This window comes from Mogibacterium diversum (assembly GCF_002998925.1).
GTDB classification, from domain to species: Bacteria; Bacillota; Clostridia; order Peptostreptococcales; family Anaerovoracaceae; genus Mogibacterium; species Mogibacterium diversum.
Window position 1 is genome coordinate 661365 of sequence record NZ_CP027228.1, and the last position, 19882, is coordinate 681246.

Sequence of the window (19882 nt, forward strand, 5' to 3'; positions counted from 1 at the left end):
TTATTTGTTTAACTTGTGCTCTATCCACCCCAATATATCCTTTATAACTTGTTTCTTACAAATATCATGAAGAATATCATGATAACAATCCTTATATAGTTTGTACGAAACTTCATTATGACCTTTTGCGCTAAGCATATTCGCTATTCTCATGACCGAATTCCCGCAGTTTCCTCTTTGGTCTTCCGAACCAGCAAGTATATAGATAGGAATATCTGGTAGTCTAACTATACCGTCCTTTCCTCTCAATTGCTCAATTACACTTATCATTTCTCTATAGGCAGACGCAGTAAGCATAAATCCACAATCTTCATCGTCCACATATTTCTTTAACTCTCCTTCATCGCTGCTTATCCAGAAAAATTCATTGTAAGGGGGTGAGCCTGCCGGCTTTCCCATCTGGTACATCGTATTATGAACACTCTCAGATACGGAGTTAAAGCCCTTCCTCTTAATGTGATTATTGGCATTTAATTTAATAAAGCTTAGAGCTGCGGGAATTTCAAGATTTTCCATAGAGATTATCATTGATATATTCCCATACTTAATCGTATATAGCTCACTAAGCATTGCTCCAAATCCAGCACCAATTATGATTCTAGGAACTGTGCCGCCAACTTCAGCTGAAACCTCGTTAAAAAGTGAATCTATATCGCCGAGCAATCCCTCGTAGGAATTTTTCTTTATCCCAAAGCAACCTTGGTGCCCCTGTTTGCTCATCCCGTGACCTATAAGATCATTACCACATACGTAAAATCCATAGTCATTAAGCGCCACGGCTAGCTCATGATAACGCATGCTATGTTCGCTAATGTCGTGTACTATCTGAACTATAGCACGTGGGTTTACGCGTGTGTATTTAAACGAAACAACCTGTCCTTCACCGTTTGCTGCACGTCTATATATATCCCTATATTCTGCCATGTGTCACCTCACAATATTATGCTTGTGTTAATTTATCCCAATAAATTTAATATTCAAATTTAATAATTATGATGATAATTCACACCCTATAATAGAGTATAGCACAAGAGATAGGTGCAAATAAAACACCTATCTCTATCTATCAGTTAGTATTAACTATTGTACGCACAAGCTTAACGAACATCGAACTTAAGGCTATTATCAGATACTGTGATTTCTATAGTCTGACCATCAATTACTTCGTTTGAAATAATCATCTCCGCAATTTGATTCTCGATATTCTTCTGTACATACCTTTTTACAGGTCTTGCACCAAATTCTTCGTCATATGACTCTTTAGCTATAAAGCGCCTTGCATCTTCGGAAAGTTCAAGACCTATACCGCGTTCTTCAAGCCTCTTTACGAGCGACTCAATAATTAAATCAACGATCTTTTCTATTTGCTCAATTGTGAGTGACTTAAACACGACTATATCATCTATTCTATTGAGAAACTCTGGTCTGAAGAATGTCTTAAGCTGTGATTCAGGTAGATTAGACGTCATGATAATGATTGTGTTCTTAAAATCTACCGTCCGTCCCTGGTTGTCTGTAAGTCTTCCATCATCCAGTAACTGAAGGAGTATGTTAAATACATCTGGATGAGCTTTCTCAATTTCGTCAAACAATATGACACTATAAGGTTTTCTTCTTACAGCCTCAGTTAATTGTCCACCTTCATCATATCCAACATATCCTGGAGGAGATCCGACTAGTCTTGAGACCGTATGCTTTTCCATGTACTCTGACATATCGATTCTGATTAAGTTCTTTTCAGTATCAAATAGTGTCTCTGTAAGCGCTTTTGCGAGCTCTGTCTTACCTACTCCTGTAGGTCCCAAGAATATAAATGACCCAACTGGACGATTCTCGTTCTTAAGCCCTGCACGAGCCCTTAAAATTGCCTCTGAAACGGCTTTTACACCCTCATCCTGACCGATTACCCTCTTATGAAGAATATCCTCCAGGTGGAGCAATTTTTCACGCTCAGATTCAGCTAGCTTACTTACCGGAATACCTGTCCACTCAGAGATTACTGCTTGAATTTCTTCTTCTCCAACCTCCTCACGGAGCATTCGGCTTTCATTAGCTTGTTCTGTCTTATTCTTTAAATCTTCAATTTCTTTTTCAAGAGCTGGTAGCTCACCATACTTCAGCTTTGCTAGCTTCTCTAAATCATACTCACGCTCTGCACTTTCAATCTCATGGCGGAGCTCATCTAGCTTTAGCTTTTTATTCTTAAGCTCTTGAATCATATTTTTCTCATTTGACCATTTAGCCATGAGTTCGTCATTTTCAGTCTTAAGATTTGCTAGTTCCTCGCTGATCGCATCAAGCCTACTCTTGCTAGCCTTATCCTCTTCTTTGGAGAGCGCCTGTTTTTCAATTTCAAGCTGCATGATTTTACGAGAGATCTGGTCAAGATCTGAAGGCATACTGTCTATTTCAGTTCTAATCCTAGCAGCGGCCTCGTCCATCAGATCAATAGCTTTGTCAGGTAAATATCTGTCGCTAATATATCTGTTAGATAATGTTGCACATGCGATTAAAGCATTATCAGTGATTCTAACACCATGATGAATCTCAAACTTTTCTTTAAGACCTCTTAAAATAGATATAGTATCCTCAACAGATGGTTCATCTACCATCACCTTTTGGAATCGTCTTTCAAGAGCTGCATCTGTCTCTATGTACTTTCTGTACTCATCAAGAGTTGTTGCCCCTATGCAGTGAAGTTCACCTCTAGCAAGCTTTGGCTTTAGAAGATTTCCTGCATCCATCGACCCTTCAGTCTTTCCAGCACCGACAATAGTATGAATCTCATCTATAAAGAGTATGATATTCCCATCTGATTTATCAATTTCATTTAGAACCGCCTTAAGACGTTCTTCAAACTCACCTCTATACTTGGCACCGGCAATAAGCGAACCCATATCAAGAGAGAAAATGGTCTTTCCTTTAAGTCCATCTGGAACATCGCCATTTACAATACGCTGAGCAAGTCCCTCTACAACAGCAGTCTTTCCAACTCCAGGTTGTCCAATAAGTACCGGATTGTTTTTCGTCCTTCTCGATAGGATTTCAATTGCCCTTCTAATCTCGAGATCCCTGCCTATAACTGGGTCAAGCTTACCCTTTCTTGCAGCATCAACTAAATCTGTTCCATATTTATTTAGAGCATCATACGTATCCTCTGGATTCTGACTTGTCACTCTTTGATTTCCTCTAACCATAGTCAGAGCCTTCATGAATTCGTCTTTATTAATACCATACTTGGTCATCAATCTGCTTACTTCCTGGTTGTTAGAATCAAGAATTGCAAGATATAGATGTTCAACACTTACGTATTCATCCTTGAAGTCACTTGCTATTTTTTCGGCTTTAGTAAGCACATTGTTAAGCTCAGAACTCATATATAACTGTGCAGAGCTACCACTTACCTTAGGTAGCTTTTCAAGATCTGATTTCAAGTCAGCTTTTAAAGATTTAACATCTACATTCATTGCCTCCAAAAGCTTAGGAATCAAACCATCACTATCACTTATTATTGCATAATGAACATGTGCAATTTCTAATTGCTGGTGTCCATACGAATTAGCTATACTTTGCGCATCGAGAATGGCACCTTGCATTTTCTGTGTATATTTTTCAATATTCATTGCCTTCCTCCTTAAATAATTACTTTATTATAAGCATCACATTTTGCTTACATTAATAATTTAGCACTCGTCTGTGACGAGTGCTAATAATTAACGTGATGATTATGTGAAGATGCGGATTTAAGCTTATTTTTTATCATACGCAGCTTTATTCTTATATACCAATGATTAGGACAAGATAATACCGTTAAGTATAGCCGAATATATGCCACTAGTTAATGGATGAAGTATCTTACTTACAAGACCAAAGAGTAACATTAACAGTAAGATAATACCTCCATACTGGTACACAGTAGAGTACCAACTTGTTTTGCGTAGATTAAATAGTTCTGTAACTAATCCAAATCCATCAAGTGGAGGCACTGGAATCAGGTTAAATACCATCAGTGTTATATTGACCATTACTACATATAAAAATATTTTTGTTATGATTCCTTGAAATGAATCTTCTAGTATGGCCTCTCTGCCCCACATGTTAATAGAAAACCTAGTTATAAAAGCAAAAACTATTGCGATAATAAAATTCATAGATACGCCTGCGATAGAGACTATAAACTCATTTAGCCTAGGGTGCTTATAATATCGATTATCAATCTGAACGGGTATACCCCATCCAAATCCACAGAATATCAGTGCTGCAAACCCAAATGGGTCAATATGTTTTACAGGATTAACAGTCAATCTTCCTTGCATCCTTGGTGTCGGATCACCAAATGCATTAGATGCAAAAGCATGTGCAAATTCGTGAAATGATAACCCAACTATAATCCCCGGTAAGGTTAGAAGCATGTCAAAGAAGTATGTCTTTGGATTGCTTAATCCTCCATCCAGGAAATTCGTAATCAATAGTAGAATTAATATAATTCCTGGTCCAGAGCGAAGTAAATTTTTTAAATTATCTCTCATATCATCATCCTATTTTATGCAAGTACTCCATCGATACTGAATGTTTTACATTCAGTAATTCTAACATCTACAAGCTGACCAGTAATATCTCTCCCTGAAGAGACATTTACGAGTTTAAACCCATCTGTCCTTCCAGAATATGATTTATCATCCTTGCGGCTGGAGCCGTCAATAAGCACCTTGACAGTTTTGTCTGAAAGTCGTTCATTCTTCTCAAGCGAATACTTATTTACAACTTCATTTAGTCGTTCAAATCTCTCGTGCTTAATATCGTATGGTATCTGGTCTGAAAATCCAGCAGCAGGTGTCCCTTCTCGTGGCGAGTAGATAAACGTGAAAGCTGAATCGTATTTCACGTATTCTACCAACGATAATGTGTCCTCAAACTCCGCCTCTGTCTCTCCTGGGAATCCTACGATGATATCCGTAGTAATTGCAATATCTGGACATGCTGACTTAAGCTTATTTATGATATCGATATACTTCTCTCTATCGTATCGTCTATTCATGCGTTTCAGTACTGAGCTACTACCTGATTGTACAGGTAGATGTATATGTTTACATAGTTTTTCGCATGTCCTATAACATTCTATCAGCTCATCTGATAAATCCTTAGGATTAGAAGTCATAAATCTAATTCGCTCAAGTCCTTCTATGTCATTAATCGCTCTTACAAGAGTCGGAAAAGTATTCCCCTTGTCATCAATAAATGAATTAACATTTTGTCCAAGGAGCATAACTTCAATTGCTCCATCAGCAACCAGTTTTTTCACCTCACACACTACATCTTCAAGAGAGCGACTCTTCTCTCTTCCTCGTGTATAAGGGACTATGCAGTAAGTGCAGAAGTTGTTGCATCCATATGTTATATTAACAAGAGCCTTGTGCTTATGAAGCCTCTTTGATTCCTTTTCGTCTGGCACGATAGAATTATTTGCGGTAATAGAAAACTGTTTTTTGCCTGTTGATATTCTATCATTGAGAAGTCTAGGAAAATCACCAATAGTCTGCGTACCGAATACTACATCTACCCATGAAAAGCTCTTTTTTATCTCATCTTGAACACGTGGTTGCTGCGGCATACATCCGCAGACACACACAATTCTTGTATCCTTATTCTCATCACGTCTTTTTTTAAACTGCCCCAGCATTCCATAAAATCTCTTATCAGCATGTTCGCGAACACTGCACGTATTAAGTACTACAACTTCTGCTTTAAAAGGGTCGTCTGCTAGAACATATCCCATACTTTCGAGCATTCCCGCGATATTCTCGGAATCATGTTCATTCATTTGACATCCGAATGTTATAATATGATATCTCTTCATCTATTATTTGTTCTCTTGCTTCCTATCTCTATTCATGAGCATCTCGACAGCATCTCGTGGGTTTAGTTTACCATCGATTACTTCTTTTATAGCATTCGTAATAGGCATGTCAACCTTGAGCTTTTTAGCCAATTTGCTTGCCGCTTCTACTGTATAAATTCCTTCTACAGTGGTTTTAATTTCTGCAACTGCTTCTTCTGGTGTCATGCCGCCACCAATTAAAAGACCACATCTTCTATTTCTTGATAAATCAGAAGAACATGTTACCATTAGATCTCCGATTCCCGAAAGGCCGGAGAAAGTCTCACTGTTTGCGCCCATAGTTTCACCAAGTCTTGATATCTCGTGAATTCCTCTAGTCATGAGTGCAGCTTTGGAATTATCACCAAAATTCATGCCATCTGTGATCCCAGTGCCCAAAGCGATTACATTTTTTAGGGCCCCGCCAAGTTCTACCCCGATTATATCGTTAGTGGTATATACCCTAAAGGTTTTGCTCATCATTATATTCTGAATCTCTTTAGCAGCCTTCTCATCTTCCGATGCTGCTACAACAGTGGTCGGGTAATTACGAACAATCTCCTCCGCATGCGAAGGCCCAGAAACAGCAACATATTTATTTTTAATAAATTTCTTAGCAATTTGGGACATAGTCTTAAGAGACTTATTCTCTATTCCTTTTGCTAAGTTAACAATGATAGCATTTTTATCTATATACTTTGCATTCTTCTCGAGGAAAGCACCGAATTGCTGCGCTGGAATAGCAAATATAATTATATCTCGCTTACCGACAGCAGTTCTAATATTAGAAGTAAACCTAATCTTGTCATAAAGCAAAGCCCCTGGTAAATACTTTTCATTTACCCTACTTTCACGCGTATTATTTATATCTTCTTTATTACGACCATATATCGTTACACGGTGTCCGTTATGTGCTATTACATTAGCAATAGCAGTACCAAAACTTCCATTTCCAATTACTGATACTACCCTCTTATCTTCTGTTTTTAAGTGCGGAATATCAACATCCTTATAATAATCAATTGGTTTATCTGATACCTTAATTTTAGTGTGTTCTATAGCGGTTGCTTCACTCACAAGTTCATTATCTGAACCAATGATCATCATATCATCTTTTTCATCGTTGGCCCGTTCATCTGTACCACTATCGCTTTTCACATTTGTCTGTTCTTCATTATCTTCATGTTTGAGACTATTTTCAGATTCAGATGCGTTGGAAATCTTTTTATTGATAGCAGATTTTCCAGATGAATCAGAGATATTAGCAGTATCTATTTTATTAATATTCTCTGATTCATCTAGCTGCTCTCTTAGTTTCTCTTTAATTTTTGAACCGATGCTTAATTCCTTCTCTTCACCTTTCATCAGCCTCTTAATATTCCCACGATGAGTGAATAAGATTATAAATGTCATTATGATTGCAATCGGTAATGCTTTTGGGTAGTAATAAAGCATCAGAAACGGATATATCATCGCTGCAGTTATTGACCCAAGTGACATCTTTTTCGATGCCGCTGCTACAACAACAGCTATTAATGCTGCTGCAAACATACTAGGCCAATTTAAAGCCATAGCTGCTCCTAGAAAAGTTGCAACTCCTTTGCCTCCCTTGAATTTAAATACGACTGGATAGATATGTCCGATAACCACGGCAGCAAATGCAAGCATTGCTCCAAGATTATTAAATCTACCCTGTGCAATATGAACTGCTATAAATCCCTTAAACACATCTATCAGCAATGTGCATATTGCTGCTTTAGTCCCCAGAACCCTTAGTACATTAGTTGTTCCGGCATTTCCACTTCCAGACTTTTTGATGTCTATTCCGTAGAATCGGCCTATTAATGTTGCTGGGGATATATTACCGATAAGATATGCAAAAGTTACCATGATTATAAGCGGTAAATATTTCATTACTGATCTCCCTTTTTCTCATTAAATAAGAATTTGATAGGTGTTCCTTCAAAATCATACGCTTCACGGAGCTTGTTCTCGAGGTATCTCGAATAAGAGAAGTGCATCAGCTCTCGTGAATTTATATTGAATGAAAATAGCGGTGGTCTTGAACCTATCTGGCTAGCATAATAAATCTTGAGACGTTTACCTTTATCTGAAGGTGGCTGTCTCATCATTACAGCATCTTCAATAATGCTGTTTAGCTTTCCTGTCGTTATTCTCCTAGACCTGATTTCCTCAATCTTGGAAGCCTTGTCTATAATATCAAATATTCTTTTTTTCTCTAGTACAGATGTAAATATTATAGGTGCATATGATACGAACTGTAGATCTGCTCTGAGTGTTCGTTCATAGTCTCGCATAGTATTTGTTTCTTTTGCAACGAGATCCCACTTGTTAACCACTATCATCAGACCCTTACCGGCTTCATGAGCAATGCCAAGAATTTTCTTATCCTGTTCAGTAAGTCCTTCCATAGCATCAATCATCATGATGCATATGTCGCATCTTTCGACAGCCGTAACGGCTCTGATAACACTGAAGTGTTCAATGGAGTCGTTTACCTTGCTCTTACGTCTGAGTCCTGCTGTGTCAATAAGTGTATATTCCCTGTCTTTATAAGTAAATGGCGTGTCTATAGAGTCACGAGTAGTTCCAGCAATTGGCGAGACGATTACGCGCTTCTCGTTAGTGAGTGCATTTACTAGGGAAGATTTTCCCACGTTTGGCTTTCCTATGATAGCAATTTTAGTCGATTCTTCATACCCATATATTTCATCTGGAAAGCCTGCAACTATTGCATCTAGCAAGTCCCCGATGTTGAGCATATTGACAGAGCTGATTGCAATAGGCTCCCCTAATCCGAGTTCATAGAAATCATAAATATTATCGCCATACTTGGTTGGATTATCGACCTTATTGACTACAAGAATTATTTCCTTGCCGGTTCTACGTAAAATATCAGCAACGTCATGGTCTGCCGAAGTCAGACCTTCTTTGCCATCTACCATAAACACAATAACATCTGCAAGTTCCATCGCAGTCACAGCCTGCTCTCTCATCTGAGAGAGGATTACATCGCTCGTATTAGCCTCGATACCACCTGTATCGACAATAGCGAACTCCCTGCCGTTCCATTCAGTCTCTGCGTAGATTCTGTCGCGAGTAACTCCCGGGGTATCCTGAACGATGGCTTTTCTTTCTCCAATTATTCTATTAAAGAATGTAGATTTTCCTACGTTAGGTCTACCTACAACTGCGAGTATAGGTTTACTCATCGAAAATACCTCCTGCAAATTCCTTTGGGTCAAATTCCTTTAGGTCGTGAATTCCCTCACCTACTCCTATGAACTTGATCGGAAGATTATATTCATCAGTTACAGTAATAGAAATTCCTCCTCTAGCTGTTCCATCAAGCTTTGTAAGAACTATGCCAGTGATATCTGCGATTTCTGAAAATTCTTTAGCTTGGCTGATTGCATTCTTACCAGTGGTCGAATCAAGCACTATCAGCGTCTCCCTCGAAGCCTCTGGATACTCACGGCTGATGATTTTATCCATCTTCTCGAGTTCCTTCATAAGGTTGGTCTTATTCTGAAGCCTGCCTGCGGTATCGCATATTAGGACATCTATATCATTTGCCCTTGCAGACTGTACGGCATCATATATTACTGCGGCTGGGTCAGTCCCTTCTTCATGTCTAATGACTCGAACTCCTGAACGGTTTCCCCACTCTACAAGCTGATCTGCGGCCGCTGCACGAAATGTGTCCGCAGCTGCAAGCAGAACACTGTGACCGCGTTCTTTAAACATATTTGCCAGCTTACCTATAGATGTAGTCTTACCCCCACCATTAATACCTATCATCAGAATAACGAGTGGATAATCACTTGAAAGTTTATTTCTATCACCTTTATCAACGATTTCGGCTATAACATCTGCAAGTGCTCGCTTGATATCTTCCGGCTTGGTAAGATACTTTGCGTTAATACGCTTCCTTAGCATATCCATTATTTTATCTGTCGTTTCAATACCGATATCGGATATTACAAGTGACTCCTCGAGTTCCTCATAAAATTCCTCATCGATGTTTGGGTTACCGACGATTACATTGGTAACCTTTTCCGTAAATTTTCGAAATGTGCTTTTATCTTTAAAAAGTCCCATCTTTATCCTTTCCAGCTAAAGCTGTACAAGTTATCTATTCGTTCGAATACTCGCTTGGATCAAATCCGTCTTCAAACTTAAGTGAAAGCACTCTGGAGATCCCTTGCTCTGGCATTGTTACCCCGTAGAGCACATCTGCATGCTCCATAGTTGCTTTGTGGTGAGTTATGAGTGCAAACTGAACGTCTTCAAAGCGTTTAAGATAACTTGAGAATCTCTCGATATTCGCCTCATCAAGCGCTGCCTCTACCTCATCGAGAATACAGAAAGGCGTTGGTTTAGCCTTAATTACAGCAAACATCAGCGCAATCGCTGTCAGAGTCTTCTCTCCACCTGACATCAAATTGATATTCTTGAGCTTCTTGCCCGGTGGCTGTGCGATAATCTCAATGCCCGATGAAAGAGGATCGCTTTCATCTTCAAGTCTAAGTTCAGCGTGACCACCTCCGAATAATTCTCTAAAGCTGTGCTCAAAGTTAATGACCACCTTATCGAAATTCTCTTTGAACTTATCCCTTATATTGCGCTCCATATTGGTAATAATTGACCTGAGCTCCTTCATAGCTGTAGAAATATCGTTTTCCTGTGCCGTCATAAACTCATATCTCTTGCTTACCGACTTATACTCCTCAATAGAGGATATATTTACATCGCCTAGTTCAGCCATACGAAGCTTGATCTCCTTGGCTTCTTTATTACCAGCAGTGATACCAAAATCATCGTCTCTGATATCCTGTGCCTCCGCGAATGAAACTTCGAATTCATCCCATAGCTTATCCTTCTGCGTATCGAGCAGTGTTTCGCTCTTGGCGCTCTTAACCTCAAGCTTGTACTTAGCATCTTGTAGTTCATTTAGTTCATTTGCAAGTTTCTTTTGATCCTTAATAGCCTCTTCGTAAGCTGCCTTATTATCGTCGATAGATTCGCCTAGTCCCTTGATTCGCTCTTCGAGGTTTTGCTTAAATTCAGTAAGCTGTAAAATTTTCTCACTTGATTCGGCATCGCTACTGGTAAGCATATGATGCTTTTCCTTAAGCTCTTCATGTGCTTCTGCAGCCTCCTCCAGCTCATTTTCAAGGTCTGTAATGGTGTCTCTAACTCGTTCGATCAATTCGTTTAGACCGAGAATTCTCGCATCCTGCTCACTTAACTGAAGTTTATTTTCTAGTGTTATCTCACGAAGCTTATTAACGCGATCGTCGTACTTCTCAGCCTCTCCCATGAGCTCCTCAATATGATTATTGAGTCTAGTGATTTCTGCTTCAGCATCTGCTATTTCAGCTCTATGCTTCGTAACCATATCAGTGGCTCTCTCTATATCTCCATTAAGAGTATCGAGTTCACTTGCATAAAGGTCTTTGTGTGCACCGGCATCATCTGTCAGCTTTTTGATTCTCTCAAGTTCACTTGCGATTACACCTTTGTCAACTTCTATCTGCTGGAGCTCATCATATGCCTTTCCTCTAGATTCTTTGAGCTCTGCAATTTTAACATTAGCAGCTGTGATTTCTTCTCTAAGTGCAGTTATCTGTTCTCTATGCTTTAGAGCAGCCTCACTAAGTTCCTTAATTTCATTTTTGCGTTCGAGTATATTTGCAGACTTATTTTTAAATTTTCCACCTGTAATTGCACCACTAGAGTTGATAACTTCACCGTCTGTAGTAACAATCCTGTAGCCCTTGCTAGTCATCTTAGATATTCTAACTGCATCATCCATATTGCTAGTAAATATAACGCGTCCTAGCAAATACTCGAGAATACTGTGGTATTTATCTTCCGCTTTAACAATCTCAGATGCAACTCCAAGATATCCAGGAGCATTCTCAATCTCGCGCTCTGGATACTGTTTGTTATATCTAATAGATGATAGTGGTAGGAACGTTGCTCTCCCAGCCTTATTATCCTTTAGCCATCTTACCGCAGATTTTGCCGAAGCATCATCATCACATATGATGTTTTGCATTGCCGCCCCAAGCGCAGTTTCGGTTGCAACCTCATACCCAGCCGGAACTTTTATTAAATCTGAAACTGTACCGATGATCCCCCCAGTATGCTGTTTCATCAGCAATCTAACAGCATTGTTATATCCCTCATAGTTGCTCTCCATCTCTTCGATGGTATTTTTACGAGCAAGAGTTCTATTGTACTTATTGCTGAGGTCTTCTATCTGTTTTGCATTATTGCTAGTCTGATTTTCAAGCGATCTAATGTTTGCAATAATCTCATTAAGCTGACTTGCTGCAACATTCTGCTTATTCTCTACTTCTCTATACTGTTCTTCTAGCTGTTTAAGCTGGCGGGCATTCTCTGCATCAGTCTCGTCTTTGCCACTATACTCTTCGCTCAGTTTTTCTTTTCTGTCATTGAGCGTTGTTACATAATTCTCTAGAGTTGATATATCTGCCTTTCTAGTAATATTCTTGTTGCTAAGGCTGATGATATCATCTTTACTATTTTCAATCTCTGAATTAATAGCTTCCAGCTTTCTCTTACTCTCATTGAAGTCAGCTTCAGCTTTCTGAAGAGCAGCTAAAGCCTCCCCCTTCTCCGCTCTATATGATTTTTCATTTGCTTCTAGTTCTGCAAAATTATTATTTTCTGCCTCAAGTTTATTCTTCGTCTCTTCGATGACAGATTCGAGTCTTGTTAGTTCACGTTCAATGCCTTGAATCTTTTCTTCATTGACCTGTCCGCGGCTCGTAATAGTATTGAGCTCATCAATCTTTTCTAGAAGCTCAGCATTCGCTTCCTCGTATGCCTGATCAAGCATCGATGACTTATCTCTTATTTCCTCAATCTTAAGTTCAATGTTTTCAGATCTCTCATCTATAGCTCTAAGCTGATTTTCCATCTCGATAAGTTCATTGCGAGAATTTTCAACAGTGCGAATTAAACCATCGATATTGTGAATGATGATATTAACACCTACGTACTTATATCTGTCGCGGAGGACGATATATTCACTTGCCTTTTCAGACTCATCCTTCAGCGTTCCTATGCGGCCTTCAATTTCAGCAATAATATCCTTAACTCGCTCGAGATTATCAGATGCGGAAGCAAGCTTCCTTTCAGCCTCAGCCTTTCTACTCTTATACAGAACTACCCCCGCAGCTTCCTCAAATATCTCTCTGCGATTCTCAGGTTTAGTGCTGACAATTTCCTGAATCTTGCCCTGTCCAATAATTGAATATCCGTCAACACCTATTCCAGTGTCCATAAAAAGCTCTTTAATATCTCTCAGTCTACACTGGTTGCCATTTATAAGATATTCACTCTCACCAGATCTATACATGCGACGAGTAACCTGCACTTCGTTATACTCAAGAGGCAAAATGCCCAGTGAATTGTCTATAACAAGAGAAACTTCGGCCATTCCCTTAGGCTTTCTGGTCGCAGTTCCGGCAAATATAACATCATCCATCTTACCGCCGCGAAGTGATTTCGGGCTCTGCTCACCAAGCACCCAACGTAGTGCATCACTGATGTTGCTCTTACCACTTCCGTTAGGTCCTACAATGCATGTTATTCCATCATTTAAGTCTATGGTCACGGGATCTGCAAACGATTTAAATCCCTGAAGCTCTATTCGTTTAAAATACAAGCTATATCTCCCTTCGTAAGCGCATTTGATGCTGCCGCCTGCTCTGATTCCTTTTTACTTTTTCCTATGCCACGCCCAAGTTCTTCACCATTAGCCAAAACGGCTGTGACGAATTCTTTTCTGTGGTCAGGACCCTCCTCACGCACTAGCTTATATTCTATGCAAACTCCTTTTATGTGATCTTGTAACTTCTCCTGTAGCTTAGTCTTATAATCTTTATGCAGCTCTCCTTTGATTGCTAGTCTAATCTTATCCGAGAATAAGTCTAGAACTATTCTCTCAGCTCTCTCATATCCGCCGTCGATTATCATAGCACCAATTAAAGCCTCTACAGCATCGCCGACAATTGAAGGCTTTTGTCTTCCGCCCCCATTTTCCTCTCCTTTACCTAGTCTGAGATAATCTCCTAGATTCAGAGATTTAGCTACATCAGCAAGAGATTTTTCACAAACTACATCGGCCCTCGTCTTTGACAGAACGCCTTCATTGGCCTCCTGCATGATAACGAAGACTTTTTTTCCGACAATAGCATCGAGGAAAGCATCACCAAGGAACTCGAGTCTCTCGTTGTTAAACTCATAGCTTTTGCCATGTTCGGATGCGTAAGAACTATGTGTGAGAGCTATCTCAAGTAGCTTTCTATTATTAAATTTATATCCTAGTTTCTTCTCTAAGCTGTCCATAAACCTAACATCCATAAATTAGAAGCATTAACATCTTATCTGTCAAAAGCTATATATTAAGCCTCTGTTTTAACTGCCTCACCGCTGCTGATCTCATCGCTTTCAGCAATTGCCTTCTCAATCTGACCTGTTACATCTGACTCTACATAATCTCTAGCTTTGAGGATAGCGTTATATACAGCATAGGCTTTTGAGCTACCATGAATTTTGAGAACAGGGCCTTTTAGACCTAAGATAGGAGCTCCGCCCTCTTCGGAATAATCGAAATCCTTCTTCATACCCTTTAGCTGCTTTGCTAGTAGTAGCGCTGCTATCTTGGAGATAGTTCCGCCCATAAGGACTTCCTTGAGTCTGCCCATAATTGATAAAGCAAGACCTTCTGAACTCTTAAGGAATATATTTCCTGAAAATCCATCAGCTACTACAACATCGCACACACCAGATACAACTTCTCGGCCTTCGATGTTACCCTGGAAATTAATCGAGCTATTAGCTAACTGTTCGTATGCTTCCTTATGGAGTTCATCGCCCTTCTCGGACTCAGCACCGACATTGAGAAGTCTAACATCAGGGCTTTCCTTTCCTTTGACGTTCTGTACGAAAATGCTTCCCATCACACCGAATTGATACAGAAACTCAGGCCTGCAATCTACGTTAGCACCGCAGTCCAACAAGAGGGTGGTATCGTCTTTTCCTATCTGTGGAAAAAACGCTGCAATGGCAGGTCTCTTTATTCCCTTGATTCGCCCAAGTCCAAGGAGTCCAGCTGCTAGAAGTGCGCCTGTACTTCCTCCAGATATGAAGACATCTGCTTCACCTTCCTTGACCATCTTCATTCCACGATTAATGGTCGAATCCTTTTTCTTGCGAACCGCCATTGCTGGGGATTCGTTATTTGTTATGACCTCTGTCGCATTCACGACCTCTATGTTACTTCCATTCCATTTCTGAACATCGAGTTCTGCTTTTATTAAATCTTCAGCGCCGATGATTACAACTGTATCGTCAATCTCTCTTGCCGCCTGAATCGCACCCTTTACTATTTCCTGAGGAGCGTGATCACCGCCCATACCATCGATTAGTATTCTCATAGTCCCTCCATGATTCGTAAACTACGCAAGCTAGTCTTCGCATATTTCATAGCCTATTACGAAAGCTTATATCAGTATTATGTAATACGTTTTTAAAACAAGCTTTAAATTAGCACATTATTATACCATAAAACGCTAGAACATGCGATATTTAAAGCCATCTAAGAAATATCACAACTAAAAAGTACTGCTCTATAATGGAGCAGCACTTTTTAGTTGCTATTGTCATTATCTTAATCTTAACTGTCCACAAGCAGCATCAATATCTGTACCAAGAGTTCGTCTGACGGATACTGCCACCCCTTGCTCTTCTAATAGTGAAGCAAAACTTCTAACGTTAGTCTTATGTGATGTCTTGTATCCAGTCCCAGAAACTTCGTTCAGAGGAATTAAATTCACGTGTGTAAGCCAGCCTTTCAAATGGCTTGCAAGTTCACGGGCATGCTCCGGCTCATCGTTTACACCGTCAATCAGTGCATATTCGAACGTAATTCGTCTCTTTGTAGACTCAGTGTAATTCCTACATGCTTTCATGAGCTCTGAATACTCAAAGCTCCTCGCTACAGGCATCGTACGGCAGCGAATCTCATCATTAGGAGCGTGAAGAGAAACAGCAAGATTCACTTGCGGAAAATCTTCACCAAATTTTTCAATAAATGGAATCAGACCACATGTAGACACAGTAATGTTTCTCATACCGAGATTATATCCTTGCTTGCTATTAATAAGCTTTATGAACTTTGATATGTTGTCATAGTTATCAAAAGGCTCGCCAATTCCCATAATCACAACGTGTCCAATATCTTCTCCGGTGATATTACGCATTTTAAGAACCTGCGCCAGCATCTCACCGCCAGTAAGGGATCTTTCAAGACCATTACGCGTCGAAGCACAGAACGTACATCCCATGCGGCAACCAACTTGAGAGCTAATGCATATAGAATTTCCATAATTATACTTCATAAAGACGGATTCGACTCTAGCTCCGTCACGAAATTCAAATAAACACTTTCTCGTACCATCCTTCTTAGACTCCTGAACCAAAATGGCCTCAGGAAGTCCAATGTAATATCTCTCAGCTAAAGCCGTCCTAAGCTTTGCTGGAATGTTAGTCATTTCATCGAAGGACTCTACACCCTTAGCAATCCAGCCAAATATCTGCTTTGCTCTAAATCGCTTATCTCCGCATGAAGAAACGACCCCGGCTAATTCGTCGGGATCGTAATCTGCGATATTGAGCTTAGAAGTTTTGTTGTAATTCTCTTCACTCATAATATTTAAATCTCTTAGCACTTTGCAACCGCAAGACCAGTCTTGTGTCCGTTGATATCGAACTTCTCTAGACCCGAAGCCTCAACTAATGAATCAGCAAGTGTCTCCTCCTTGATGTGGTCAGCCGCATCAAGAACCGCTGCCTTTACTTCTTCATCTGCTTCAAAACTGATGGTTATATGGTCTAGCATCTCAAAGTCATTCTGTTTACGCAGCTGCTGAACCTTGGATATAACCTCACGAACGTATCCTTCGTTAACAAGCTCTGGGGTTAGAGTCGTATCAAGAATAGTGAACACATTGTTTTCCATTCCTACGACGAAACCATCCTTTGCTGAAATTCTTACATCTAGGAAATCTTCTGTGATTTCATATTCTTTTCCGCCTAGTTCAAGCTTTACAGGACCAGCTGAAACATCAGCGATGAGTTCCTTCGCATCAAGCTTCGCTAGCTTTCCTGCAAATTCCTTTATATCCTTGCCAAGCACTGGTCCTGCAGCCTTGAAATCAGGCTTTACAGCAAAGTTCATATACTTATCAAGATCATTCTCAAACACAACGTTCTTAACGTTGAGCTCCTCCGTGATCAGAGGCACAAGGTCACTGATTAGCTCTTCATACTTACCGTCAACAATCACTTCGCTTAGAGGCTGTCTAACCTTGAGTCTCTCCTTCTCTCTTGTTCCTCTTCCGAGGTTAACTAGAGTCTTTACTAGCCCCATCCTCTCTTCAGTCTTCTCATCGATTAGATTACCGTTTGAAGTTGGGAAATGAGCGATATGAACTGTCTTTTCACCGGTTAGCTTAACGTACATCTCATCTGAGATGAATGGTGCAATCGGAGCAATCATCTTGATTACACCAAGAAGAACTTCATATGTTGTAGCATATACGCTCTTCTTATCGTCAGTCATTCCCTCCGCATAAAATCTTCTTCTAGCTCTTCTTATATACCAGTTTGAGAAGTCTTCAACGACAAAATCGTTGATAGCTCTTACTGTCTTCATGTGATCATATTCGTCCATATACTCAGTTACATTAGCAACGAGTCTATTGTATCTTGAAATGATCCATCTATCGAGTTCAGGTCTATTCTCATATGGAACATCAAGACTTGCTGGATCTAAGTCATCCATATTGGAGTATAGCACAAAGAAATTATATATATTTCTAAGTGTTCCGAAGAACTTGCTCTGTACGTCTTTAACACCTTCTTCATCGAACTTAGTTGGAGTCCAAGCAGGCGATACGGAAACGAGATACCAGCGAATTACGTCTGCACCATACTTGCTCATCATATCGAATGGATCTACAGTATTTCCTACATGCTTAGACATCTTCTTACCCTTTGCATCGAGGATAAGGTCATTAACAAGAACATTCTTATATGGTGCTCTATCCATAATAAATGTTGAAATAGCCATCAATGAATAGAACCATCCTCTAGTCTGGTCAATACCTTCGCAGATAAAGTCTGCTGGGAACAATTCTTTCTCAAATCTATCCGCATTCTCGAATGGATAATGCCACTGTGCATAAGGCATAGCGCCTGAGTCAAACCAGCAGTCCATAACCTCAGGAATTCTCTCCATAGTCTTGCCGCAGCATGGGCACTTGAAGTGAATGTCGTCTACATAAGGTCTATGAAGCTCGATTGTATCAGGATTTACATCCTCAACAGCTTTTTCGGCAAGTTCTGCACGGCTTCCTGCACTCTCAAGATGACCGCACTCACATCTCCATATTGGAATTGGAGTTCCCCAGTATCTAGATCTAGAGATATTCCAGTCTTTAACGTCTGCAATCCAGTTACCGAAACGTTTTTCTCCAACGTATGGTGGATACCAATTTACAGTATTGTTATTAGCAACTAAATTATCTCTAAGCTTAGTCATCTCGATATACCAACCTGGCTTAGAATAGTAAACTAGTGGTGTATCGCATCTCCAGCAATGTGGATAATTGTGAACCATCTTTTGCTTTGCAAACACCTTATCCTCTGCAGCGAAATACTTGAGTATCTCAACATCAAGACCTTCTTCCATTACAAAACGACCTTCCCATGGAGTCGTCGTAAAGCAGCCCTTCTCATCTACGGGCTCTGCAAAGTCTACACCATACTTGCGACAAGTATTATAGTCATCTTCACCAAATGCATATGCAGTGTGTACGAGGCCAGTACCATCTTCAACAGTAACGTAATCTGCAGTTGCAACATAAAAGCCTTTTACATTATCAAGGTCTTCTCCATATACAAACGTTGAAAGGGGTTCATAAGGTACATATTCTAGGTCCTTGCCGGTCATCTCTTCAAGTACTTCGTACTTGCCCTCACCTAGGACCTTGTCTGCGAGGTTCTTTGCAACGTAGAAGATATTTCCCTCTTCTTCGCCCTCAAGCATCTTAGCTCTTACATATACAACCTCTGGACCAACTGTAATTAAAATGTTAGAAGGAAGTGTCCATGGTGTTGTTGTCCAAGCTAGGAAATACTCATTTTCTCTATCTCTGCGCTTGAACTTACAGGTTACAGTAAGAACTGGATCTTCTTTGTACCCCTGTGCTACCTCATGAGAAGCAAGACCGGTTCCACATCTTGCACAGTAAGGGAGAACCTTGTGTCCCTCATAGATGAGCCCGGCATCAAAAAACTTCTTTATAATCCACCAAGCAGATTCGATATAGTTGTTGTCATACGTGATGTATGGATCATCCATATCAGCAAGATACGCCATCTTCTCTGACATTTCACGCCAAAGACTAGTGTACTTAAATACTGACTCACGACACTTTTCGTTAAATTCCTTGATTCCGTACTTCTCGATATCGTTCTTTCCGGACATACCAAGTTGCTTCTCTACCTCTATTTCAACAGGAAGACCATGAGTATCCCAACCAGCCTTACGCTTAACCTGAAATCCCTGCATCGTCTTATATCTATTGATTGAATCCTTCAATGTTCTCGCCATTACATGGTGTATACCAGGCTTACCATTAGCTGTTGGAGGTCCCTCATAGAATACGAAACTAGGATCTCCCTCTCGTTCCTTTACGCAGAGATGCAGAAGATCTATGTCAGACCAATGCTGAACCTGTTCTTCTTGAATATCTGCTACTGATTTCTCAGATAAGTTTTCAAACATTTTTAATATCCCTTCCTCTAACATCATTTATTATTAATATAAACAAAATATTTATTCATTTTACTATCCAAAGCACAAATTGTCAATAAACG

At 39.9% G+C, this 19882-nt stretch carries 12 protein-coding genes; all 12 read right to left on the bottom strand.

The window, feature by feature from the left end; translation table 11 throughout:
• Window positions 1–924 carry a serine aminopeptidase domain-containing protein gene (locus C5Q96_RS03140; protein WP_106056964.1) on the bottom strand — a complete coding sequence of 308 codons (924 nt, stop codon included), beginning with the start codon at window positions 922–924 and terminating at the stop codon, window positions 1–3.
• Between the two features lie 173 nt (window positions 925–1097).
• Window positions 1098–3623 (bottom strand): ATP-dependent chaperone ClpB, encoded by a 2526-nt coding sequence (gene clpB / locus C5Q96_RS03145; protein ID WP_106056965.1) that lies wholly within the window; start codon window positions 3621–3623, stop codon window positions 1098–1100.
• A 168-nt stretch (window positions 3624–3791) separates the two neighbouring features.
• Window positions 3792–4529 (bottom strand): site-2 protease family protein, encoded by a 738-nt coding sequence (locus tag C5Q96_RS03150; protein WP_106056966.1) that lies wholly within the window; start codon window positions 4527–4529, stop codon window positions 3792–3794.
• A gap of 14 nt (window positions 4530–4543) precedes the next feature.
• Window positions 4544–5857 carry a tRNA (N6-isopentenyl adenosine(37)-C2)-methylthiotransferase MiaB gene (gene miaB, locus C5Q96_RS03155; protein ID WP_106056967.1) on the bottom strand — a complete coding sequence of 438 codons (1314 nt, stop codon included), beginning with the start codon at window positions 5855–5857 and terminating at the stop codon, window positions 4544–4546.
• A 3-nt stretch (window positions 5858–5860) separates the two neighbouring features.
• On the bottom strand, window positions 5861–7792 hold the full coding sequence (gene plsY, locus C5Q96_RS03160; RefSeq protein WP_106056968.1) for a glycerol-3-phosphate 1-O-acyltransferase PlsY: 1932 nt from the start codon (window positions 7790–7792) through the stop codon (window positions 5861–5863).
• Entirely contained in the window at window positions 7792–9111 is a 1320-nt protein-coding gene (gene der / locus C5Q96_RS03165) for a ribosome biogenesis GTPase Der (RefSeq protein WP_106056969.1), read from the bottom strand. The genes plsY and der overlap by 1 nt, the downstream gene beginning before the upstream one ends.
• Entirely contained in the window at window positions 9104–10000 is an 897-nt protein-coding gene (gene ftsY, locus C5Q96_RS03170; protein ID WP_106056970.1) for a signal recognition particle-docking protein FtsY, read from the bottom strand. The genes der and ftsY overlap by 8 nt, the downstream gene beginning before the upstream one ends.
• A gap of 34 nt (window positions 10001–10034) precedes the next feature.
• Entirely contained in the window at window positions 10035–13601 is a 3567-nt protein-coding gene (gene smc / locus C5Q96_RS03175) for a chromosome segregation protein SMC (RefSeq protein WP_158696669.1), read from the bottom strand.
• A complete protein-coding gene (gene rnc / locus C5Q96_RS03180) occupies window positions 13583–14284 on the bottom strand; it encodes a ribonuclease III (protein WP_106056972.1) in 702 nt (233 codons plus the stop codon). The genes smc and rnc overlap by 19 nt, the downstream gene beginning before the upstream one ends.
• Window positions 14285–14340: 56 nt before the next feature.
• Complete coding sequence (plsX, locus tag C5Q96_RS03185; protein WP_106056973.1) at window positions 14341–15375, bottom strand: phosphate acyltransferase PlsX; 1035 nt, start codon at window positions 15373–15375, stop codon at window positions 14341–14343.
• 228 nt (window positions 15376–15603) lie between these two features.
• Window positions 15604–16647 (bottom strand): 23S rRNA (adenine(2503)-C(2))-methyltransferase RlmN, encoded by a 1044-nt coding sequence (rlmN, locus tag C5Q96_RS03190; protein WP_106056974.1) that lies wholly within the window; start codon window positions 16645–16647, stop codon window positions 15604–15606.
• Window positions 16648–16661: 14 nt separating this feature from the next.
• Window positions 16662–19790, bottom strand: coding sequence for an isoleucine--tRNA ligase (ileS, locus tag C5Q96_RS03195; protein WP_106056975.1), 3129 nt, complete (start codon window positions 19788–19790; stop codon window positions 16662–16664).
• Between the last annotated feature and the right edge of the window lie 92 nt (window positions 19791–19882).